We start from the raw sequence: 9,244 nt of genomic DNA, 5'->3' as shown, positions 1-9,244 counted from the left end.
CGTCAGATATCTCCACTAAGCCCGGAGGTCCTCCCAAGCACAAGCCCAGACAGTCATTAACGTGCCCGCCCGGTACAGCTAGCCGGTGAGGACCGCTGCGACGTCGGTGGCCAACGATGCTCCGATGGCCAGTTCGCGGGTTTGGCCGCCGAACCGGTCGCGCAGCTCCACCACGCCGTCCGCCCACCCTCGTCCCACCACGACGATCCAGGGCACGCCGAGCAGTTCGGCGTCCTTGAACTTCACGCCGGGTGACGCCTGACGGTCGTCGAGCAGCACCTCGACGCCCAGCCGGTCCAGCTCGCCGGCCAGCTCGGTGGCTCCGGTGCGAGCCTCGGCGTCTTTGTTGGCGATCACCAGATGCACGTCGAAGGGTGCGACCGCCGACGGCCAGCGCAGGCCCAGCTCGTCGTGATGCTGCTCGGCGATGACGGCCACCATCCGCGACACCCCGAGGCCGTAGGAGCCCATGGTCAGGCGCACCGGCTTGCCGTCGTCACCGAGCACGTCGACGGTGAAGGCGTCGGTGTATTTGCGGCCGAGCTGAAAGATGTGCGCGACCTCGATGCCGCGCGCCGAGACCAGCGGGCCCGCGCCATCCGGGGAGGGGTCGCCGTCGCGCACCTCGGCGGCCTCGATGGTGCCGTCGGCGGTGAAGTCTCGGCCGGCGACCAGTCCGACGACGTGGCGCCCGTTCTCGTCGGCCCCGGTGATCCAGCTGGTGCCGTCCACCACCCGCGGATCGACCAGGTAACGAACCCCGTTGTCTTGCAACGCTTTCGGTCCGATATATCCCTTCACCAGGAATGGATACTTGGCGAAGTCGGCATCGTCGAGCAACGCGTATTCGGCCGGTTCCAGCGCCGCGCCCAGCCTTTTGTCGTCGACCTCACGGTCGCCCGGCACCCCGACGGCCAGTAGCTCCCAGTCACCGCCGGGCTCTCGCACCTTGAGCATGACGTTCTTCAGCGTGTCGGCCGCGGTGACGGTGCGGCCCAGGTCCGCCTGGTTGGCCCAGTCCACCAGGGTGGCGATGGTCGGGGTGTCGCCGGTGTCGTGGACTACCGCCTCGGGCAGCCCGGCCACGACTTCCGCGGGCTGCGCCTCGGGGCGGGCGGTGACGACGGCTTCGACGTTGGCCGCGTAGCCCGATTCCAGGCACCGCACGAAGGTGTCCTCGCCGACCGCGCTTTCGGCCAGGAATTCCTCGGACGCGCTGCCGCCCATAGCGCCCGACACGGCGGAGACGATGACGTAGCGCACCTGCAGACGCGAAAAGATGCGCTGATAGGCCTCCCGATGCGCGTGATAGGCGGCCGCCAGGCCGGCGTCGTCGATGTCGAACGAATAGGAGTCCTTCATCAAAAACTCGCGGACCCGCAGGATGCCGGCTCGCGGCCGCGCCTCGTCGCGATATTTGTTCTGGATCTGATACAGCAGGACCGGAAAGTCTTTGTAGGAGCTGTATTCGCCTTTGACGGTGAGGGTGAACAGCTCTTCGTGTGTCGGCCCCAGCAGATAGTCGTTGCCGCGGCGGTCCTGCAGCCTGAACACCGAGTCGCCGTATTCGGTCCACCGGTTCGTCGTTTCGTACGGCGCGCGTGGCAGCAAGGCGGGGAACAAGATCTCTTGCCCACCAATGGAGTTCATCTCCTCGCGGACGATGCGCTCGATCCGGCGCAGCACCCGCAATCCCAGCGGCAGCCAGCTGTACAGCCCGGGCGCGACGGGCCGGATGTAGCCGGCGCGGATCAGCAGCTTGTGGCTGGCGACTTCGGCGTCGGCGGGATCGTCGCGCAAGGTGCGCAAAAACAGCTGGGACATCCGGGTGATCACAGCGGGCCAGCCTAGCGTGCTGCGAAGGGCGTCCGTGACGGGCGCAGTGCCCGTGCGGGTGAGCTACAGCTCCCCGGCGTCGATCGCTTCCTTGACCTCTTGGGCGTGCGCAACCTGGTCGGGGGTGTAGCCGATGAACAGCGCTGCGGCGCCGACGATGACGGCCACGCCGGCCACCCACAGCAGCCCGTAGGTGTAGCCGTGGTCCAGCGCGGACAATTGCGCGTCGTTCATGAACTTCACCGGTCCGGTGGTGCCGCCCAGATACAGCGTCCGCGAGGTGATCACCGCCTGGATGACGGCCAGCACCAGCGGCCCACCCAGGCTCTGCAGCATCAGCGTGACCGCCGATACGGGGCCGATCTGATCGAAACCCACGCCGGCGATGGCCGACAACGTCAGTGGCACAACAGCCATGCCGATGCCGATCCCGCCGACCACGATGGGCAGCACCAGGTTGGGGAAGTAGGCGGCGCCGCGGTGCATGAATGCCCAGCCGTACAACATCGCCCAGAACAGCAGGATCCCGCCGCCGATGGTCAACACCCGCGGCGAGAACCGGGACACCAGCTGCGAGGAAACGCCGAGGCCGATTCCCATCGCGATGACGAAGGGGATGAAGCCGACGCCTGCGCGCAGCGCGCTGTAACCGAGGATGTCCTGGACGTACAGACCGATGGACACCGTCAGGCTGAACATGAGTCCGCCGGCCAAAAAGATCGCGGTGAACGTGACCAACCGGTTGCGGTCACGGAACAGGTCGAACGGGACCACGGGGTTCTGCGCGGTGCGTTCCACGATGATGAACGCGAGTGCGGCACCCATTGCCACCACTCCCGAGCCGATGGTGGTGATCGACACCCAGCCCTTTTCCGGCCCCATCGAGAAGGCGAACACGGCCGCGGTGCAGGTCAGGGTGGCCAGCATGGCACCGGTGGCGTCGAGCTTCATTCGCTCGCGGTTGGTTTCCCGCAGCGCGGTGCGGGCCAGGTACATCATCACCAGGCCGATCGGCACGTTCACCAGGAACGCCAGCCGCCATGACACCTCGGTGAGCGCTCCGCCGACCACCAGGCCCATCACCGACCCGATCGCCGTCATCGCGGCGAACACGGCGGTCGCGAAGTTACGCGCCGGCCCCTTGGGGAAGGTGGTCGCCACCAGCGCCAGACCGGTCGGCGAGGCGATGGCCGACCCGACGCCCTGCGACAGACGCGCGATGACCATGGTCGCCTCGTCCCAGGCGACCGCGCACAGCACAGACGAGATGGTGAACAGCGCGACACCGACGATGAAGGTGCGTTTGCGTCCGATGGTGTCGCCGAGGCGACCGCCTAGCAGCATCAGCCCGCCGAACGTCAGCACGTAGGCGGTGATGACCCAGCTGCGCCCCGCGTCGGACAGGCTCAGCTCGTTTTGGATCTTGGGGAGCGCGACGATGGCGACGGTGCTGTCCATCGTCGCGAGCAGCTGCATACCACCAATGGCGATAACGGCCGCGATGAAGCGTCGAGAGGGCAGCCACGCCGGGTAGTACTTGCTGATGCGCGTTGAGGCGGTCTGCGCCGGGGGGTTGGAGGCGGTCTCCCCAGCGCGTACCGGGGCCGGACGATCGGGGCGCGCTGAAGCAAGATGTTGCACCGCGCGCTCTGCATCGTTGAGAGCCGTCATAAAGGGTTACCTTACAGTAATCTTAAGAACCGTTTAAAGCCCGAAAGCCGCCACAGCGCCGATCACGACGATCGCGGGAGGTCGGATACCGTCCGCCCGGATCTTCTCGGGCGTGTCGGCCAGCGTAGCCCGCAAAGTGTGTTGAGCGGCGGTCGTTCCGTGCTGAACGACCAGCACTGGAGTATCCCCAGGTCGACCGCCTTTAATCAGAGCGTCGACGAAAAGTTCGATGCGTTCGACCGCCATCAGCAAAACGATCGTTCCTGACATCGCGGCGAGCGCATCCCAATTCACTAACGATTCGGGATGACCGGGCGGCAGATGGCCGCTGACCACCACAAACTCGTGATTGATCGCCCGATGCGTGACGGGAACACCCGCCAAAGCGGGCACTCCTATGGCACTTGTCACACCGGGCACCACCGTCACCGGAATCCCGGCCTCAACGCAGGCGAGCACCTCCTCATAGCCGCGGGCGAACACGAAGGGGTCCCCGCCTTTGAGGCGGACCACGAAGCTGCCGGCCCGGGCGCGCTCGATCATCACGTCGTTGATCGCGTCCTGGGCCATGGCCCGTCCGTACGGGATCTTGGCGGCGTCGATGACTTCGACGTGCGGGGGCAATTCGGCGAGCAGTTCCGGTGGTGCGAGACGGTCGGCCACCACGACGTCGGCCTGGGCCAGCAGACGGCGGCCGCGCACGGTGATCAGTTCCGGGTCGCCGGGACCGCCGCCGACTAGCGCGACGCCACCCTTGACGACGTCGGAGCCCAGCGGGCTCTCGGGCGTGATGAGCCCGGTCTGTAGCGCCTCACGGATGGCCGAGCGGATCGCCGCCGACCGGCGGTGTTCGCCGCCGGCCAGGACTCCGACCGACAGCCCGGCATAGTCGAAAGACGCTGGGGTTACTGCGGTCCCCTCGACGGCGACGTCGGCGCGGACGCAGAAGATGCGGCGGCTTTCGGCCTCGGCGACCACGGCCTCGTTCACCTCGGGGTCGTCGGTGGCCGCGATCGCGTACCAGGCCCCGTCGAGGTCGCCGGCGCGGTATTCGCGCAATGCCAGCGTGATTCCCGTCATCGCTTCGACGGACCTGGTGGCGCTGCGGGAGATGACATGGACGTCGGCGCCGCTGGCGATGAGCAAGGGCAGCCGGCGCTGGGCAACGGTGCCGCCGCCGACCACGACGACCTTTTTGCCGGTCAGCCGCAGCCCCACAAGGTAGGCGCTCTCGGTCACCCGGCAAGCCTAGTGGCGATCGCCAGCGCGGCGAAGCCGGGCGCAGCGGGTCGCCACCATCGACCTAGTGGCGATCGCCAGCGCGGCGAAGCCGGGCGCAGCGGGTCGCCACCATCGGCCTAGTGGCGATCGCCAGCGCGGCGAAGCCGGGCGCAGCGGGTCGCCACCATCGACCTAGTGGCGATCGCGTGTGTGACGAAGCTCGCCACAGCCTCCGGGGCGGCCGCCGGATGGGTATGCAGATACGACGCGTGCACACCGGCGTGCACGGCCCCGTCGCGCACCGCAGCGCTCTGCCGGTCGGGGCCGACGACCTGGTACATCCAGGCGGGCTGATAGTCCTCGCTGAATGTGACTGTGGTGCGGTGGAATTCATGCCCCACCGCCCGCTGGCCTGCGGTATACAACGAGGAATCCGCGACGGCGACGGCATCGCGATACGCCAGGGTCAGGTGCGAAGTGAACCGTGCCTCCCCCGCCAGCACGCCGCACATGGGATGGCCGTCGAGGTCGGAGACCAGATAGATCAGCCCGGCGCACTCGGCGTGTATCGGCGCCCCGGCGACGGCCAACTCTTTGATCTGCCGGCGCACGACGTCGTTGGCCGAGAGCTCTGCGGTGAACTGTTCGGGAAAACCGCCGGGCAGCAGCACCGCATCGGTGCCGTCGGGCAACGGGTCGACGAGCGGATCGAATTCGACAACGTCGGCACCGGCCGCCGCCAGCAGCTCCGCGTGTTCTGCGTAGCCGAAACTGAATGCCTTCCCGGCCGCCACCGCGACAGTGGCGCTCCCGTCGGGCGTCTGCCCCACGGCCGCCGCGGGATCCCAGGGCGGCTGCGCGACCCGGCCGCCGGCGACGGCAGCGATCGCCGACAGGTCGACGTGTCGAGCGACCAAGGCGGTCATCGCCTCTACCGCCAGGCGCGCCCGCTGCCCGTACTCCACGGCGGTAACGAGGCCCAAATACCTTGTCGGCAGCTCTAATTCGGCCACGCGAGGGATGGCGCCCAGTACCGGGACACCGGCGTGCTCGCAGGCCTGCCGCAGCACCTGCTCATGCCGGGCCGATCCGACCCGGTTGAGGATCACACCGGCGACACGGGTCGCGGTGTCGAATGTGGAGAAGCCGTGCAACAGTGCGGCGATGCTCTGGCTCTGCCCGCGGGAATCGACGACCAGGACGACGGGCGCGCCCAGCAGGCCGGCGACGTGGGCCGTTGATCCCGCCGCGGGAGTCGTGGCAGCGGACCCGATCCGGCCGTCGAACAGCCCCATCACCCCTTCGACCACGGCGATGTCCGCGCCTTGTGCGCCGTGGGCGTACAGGGGGCCAATCAGGCTCTCCCCCACCAGTACCGGGTCGAGGTTGCGGCCGGGCCGGCCGGCGGCAAGGCTGTGGTAGCCCGGATCGATGAAGTCCGGGCCGACCTTGAACGGCGCCACGGCGTGACCCGCCTGGCGCAGCGCACCGATCAAACCCGTTGCCACCGTGGTCTTTCCGCTGCCGGACGAGGGAGCGGCGATGACGACGGCGGGAACACTCACCACTCGATGCCCTTCTGCCCCTTACGCCCGACGTCCATCGGGTGCTTGACCTTGGTCATCTCGGTGACCAGGTCGGCCGCGTCGACGAGGCGCTGCGGGGCGTCGCGTCCGGTGATGACCACGTGTTGATGACCGGGTCGCGCCAGCAACGCCGCCACCACCTCGTCGACGTCCACCCATCCCCACTTCAGCGGATAGGTGAACTCGTCCAGCACGTAGAAGTCGTGACGCTGATCGCCCAGCCGGCGCGCGATCTCGTCCCATCCATCGGCCGCCGCCGCCGCGTGATCGACGTCGCTGCCCGCCTTGCGGGTCCAGGACCAGCCCGCCCCCATCTTGTGCCATTCGACGGGCCCACCGATCGAATGCTGATCGTGCACTTGGCTCAGCTGAGCGAAGACCGCCTCCTCGCCCACCTTCCACTTGGCGCTTTTGACGAACTGGAAGACCGCGACGGACAGTCCGGCATTCCAGGCGCGCAAAGCCATTCCAAATGCGGCGGTGGACTTTCCCTTGCCGGCACCGGTGTGCACGGCCAGCACGGGCGTGTGGCGCCGCGCCCGGGTGGTCAGGCCGTCATCGGGAACTTGCAGTGGAACACCTTGTGGCATCAGCGCTTACCCTTTCCGCTCCGACAGGTTCAGGCCGCGTCGCGCACCGCACGCGTCAGGGAATCCGCGTGCAACTGCTCCAGCCGGATGGCCGGAGCGCCGAGTTGGCGGGCCAGTTGCTCGGCCAGGCCCAGTCGCACAAAGGACGTTTCGCAGTCGACGACCACCGTGGCGGTGCCCTCGGCGACCAACCTCGCCGCCGCGATTCGGGTGCGGCCCAACGGATCCCGCCCGGCGGTGGCCCGGCCGTCGGTCAGCACCACCACCAGGGAACGCCGCGCCCGGTCACGCGCCTTCTCCCTCACGATGAGCTCACGCGCGGCCAGCAGGCCTTCGGCCAGCGGCGTCTTGCCGCCGGTGTCGAAACGGGCCAGTCGCCGTCCTGCGATGTGCGCCGACGAGGTCGGCGGCAACAGCAGCCGCGCCTCCTGGTGACGGAACGTGATCACGGCAACCTTGTCGCGCCGCTGGTAAGCGTCGCGCAGCAGCGACAGCGTGGCACCGCTGACCGCGGCCATGCGATCGCGTGCGGCCATCGAGCCCGACGCGTCCACGACGAAGATCACCAGATTGCCTTCGCGTCCCTCGCGCACGGCGCGGCGCACATCATCGGGCTGTGGTCGCAGCGGCCCCGCCCCGGCACGCTCGGCGGCCGACAGCAGGGTGGCGAACAGGTGCAGTCCGTGCCCGCCGCAACTCGTGTCGTCCGCGTCGGTGGCGGCGATCACGCTGCCGCTGGCGTTGCGGGCCCGCGACCGCCGTCCGGGCGCGCCTTCCCCGACACCCGGAACGCGCAGCGCGCGGGTTGGGAAGGTTTTCGACGGCGGCGCACTGGGCCTGCTCTGCGGGCGCTGCGGCTTGGCGCCTTCCGATGAGTTCTGTTGTGGCGGTTCCTGTTCCGTTTGCGTGGACTGACCACCGCCGGGTGGGTCGGGATCGGGTTCCGGATCGGAGCCGGCCTGCGCCAGCGCTTCGTCCAGCTGGTCGCGGTCGATGCCCGGATCGTCGAACGGATCGCGGCGGCGCCGATGTGGCAACGCTAGTTCCGCGGCCAGCCGGATGTCGTCTTCCTCGACCATGTGTGCGCCGCGCCAGGCGGCGTGCGCGACGGCGGTGCGGGCCACCACCAGATCGGCGCGCATTCCGTCGACGTCGAACGCCGCACACAGCGCCGCGATGCGCCGTAATTCGTTGTCGGGCAACACCACCTCATCGACCAGCGCGCGCGCCGCGGCGATGCGCCGGGCCAGCTCGGCGTCTGCGTCGGCATAACGCTCGGCGAAACCATCCGGGTCGGCCTCGTAAGCCATCCGCTGCCGGATGACCTGCACCCGCACGTCGACGTCGCGAGATGCGTGAACGTCGACGGTGAGTCCGAACCGGTCCAGCAGCTGTGGACGCAGTTCGCCCTCTTCGGGATTCATGGTGCCGATCAACACGAAGCGGGCCTCGTGTGAATGCGAGATGCCGTCGCGTTCAATGTGTACCCGCCCCATCGCCGCGGCGTCGAGCAGCACATCGACCAGATGATCGTGCAGCAGGTTGACCTCGTCGACGTAGAGCACGCCGCCGTGCGCGCGGGCCAGCAGGCCCGGCGAAAACGCGTGCTCACCGTCGCGCAGTACCCGCTGCAGGTCCAGCGAGCCGATCACCCGGTCTTCGGTTGCCCCGAGCGGCATTTCGACCAGGCCGGCATCGCTGCCGGTGGCGTCGGACAACAAGGCCGCGAGGCCGCGCACGGCCGTCGACTTGGCGGTGCCCTTTTCGCCGCGGATGAGCGCGCCGCCGATCTCGGGCCGCACGGCACACAGCAACAGGGCCAGGCGCAGCTGCTCGTGCCCGACGATCGCGCTGAACGGGTAGGGCGTCACGGCTTGGCCGCCAAACCCGAACCGGGCCGCAACATGGGCACGTGCGGAACGCCGTCGTCGAGGAAATCGTCGCCGTCGCGAACGAATCCGTGCTGGGCGTACATGTCCGCCAGATAGGTCTGCGCATTGATCCGGCACGGGTAGTCACCCACCTCGGCCAGGGCCGCGCGCAACAGTCGGGTGGTGTGGCCCTGACCGCGCGCATTGCGTTTGGTGCACAGCCGCCCGATCCGGAACGCCTTCTCGCCTCCGGCGTGCTCCTCCATCAGCCGCAGTGTGGAGATCACCTCGCCGTCGGGGGTTTCCAGCCAGAAGTGCCGGGTTTCGGCGAGGAGGTCACGCCCGTCCAGCTCCGGATACGGGATCGCCTGTTCGACGACGAACACCTCCACCCTGAGCTTGAGTAGCTTGTAAAGTGTTTGGGCATCAAGGTCTTTGGCCCAAATACGTCGCAGTGCTTCTGTCACTG

7 protein-coding genes are annotated in these 9,244 nt (G+C 68.3%); all 7 read right to left on the bottom strand.

Annotated features, from left to right (window positions below; translation table 11 throughout):
- Positions 1-78: 78 nt before the first annotated feature.
- Positions 79-1,836: a proline--tRNA ligase gene (locus tag A5782_RS02770; protein WP_067094763.1), complete on the bottom strand. Its 1,758-nt coding sequence runs from the start codon at positions 1,834-1,836 to the stop codon at positions 79-81.
- Positions 1,837-1,899: 63 nt separating this feature from the next.
- A complete protein-coding gene (locus A5782_RS02765; protein ID WP_067094760.1) occupies positions 1,900-3,507 on the bottom strand; it encodes an MFS transporter in 1,608 nt (535 codons plus the stop codon).
- Positions 3,508-3,540: 33 nt separating this feature from the next.
- Positions 3,541-4,746 (bottom strand): uroporphyrinogen-III C-methyltransferase, encoded by a 1,206-nt coding sequence (gene cobA / locus A5782_RS02760; RefSeq protein ID WP_067094757.1) that lies wholly within the window; start codon positions 4,744-4,746, stop codon positions 3,541-3,543.
- A 119-nt stretch (positions 4,747-4,865) separates the two neighbouring features.
- Positions 4,866-6,296 carry a cobyrinate a,c-diamide synthase gene (locus A5782_RS02755; protein ID WP_082942749.1) on the bottom strand — a complete coding sequence of 477 codons (1,431 nt, stop codon included), beginning with the start codon at positions 6,294-6,296 and terminating at the stop codon, positions 4,866-4,868.
- The gene (cobO, locus tag A5782_RS02750; protein ID WP_067094752.1) at positions 6,290-6,904 is read right to left on the bottom strand and encodes a cob(I)yrinic acid a,c-diamide adenosyltransferase; all 615 of its coding nucleotides are present in this window, start codon (positions 6,902-6,904) and stop codon (positions 6,290-6,292) included. The genes A5782_RS02755 and cobO overlap by 7 nt, the downstream gene beginning before the upstream one ends.
- Before the next feature lie 29 nt (positions 6,905-6,933).
- On the bottom strand, positions 6,934-8,775 hold the full coding sequence (locus A5782_RS02745; RefSeq protein ID WP_067094749.1) for a magnesium chelatase subunit D family protein: 1,842 nt from the start codon (positions 8,773-8,775) through the stop codon (positions 6,934-6,936).
- Complete coding sequence (locus tag A5782_RS02740) at positions 8,772-9,242, bottom strand: GNAT family N-acetyltransferase (protein WP_067094746.1); 471 nt, start codon at positions 9,240-9,242, stop codon at positions 8,772-8,774. The genes A5782_RS02745 and A5782_RS02740 overlap by 4 nt, the downstream gene beginning before the upstream one ends.
- Positions 9,243-9,244: the final 2 nt, after the last annotated feature.

Source organism: Mycobacterium sp. 852002-40037_SCH5390672 (assembly GCF_001665875.1).
GTDB lineage: Bacteria > Actinomycetota > Actinomycetes > Mycobacteriales > Mycobacteriaceae > Mycobacterium.
The sequence above is the reverse complement of the archived record's forward strand: the minus strand, read 5'-3'. Positions and strand labels throughout refer to the sequence as shown.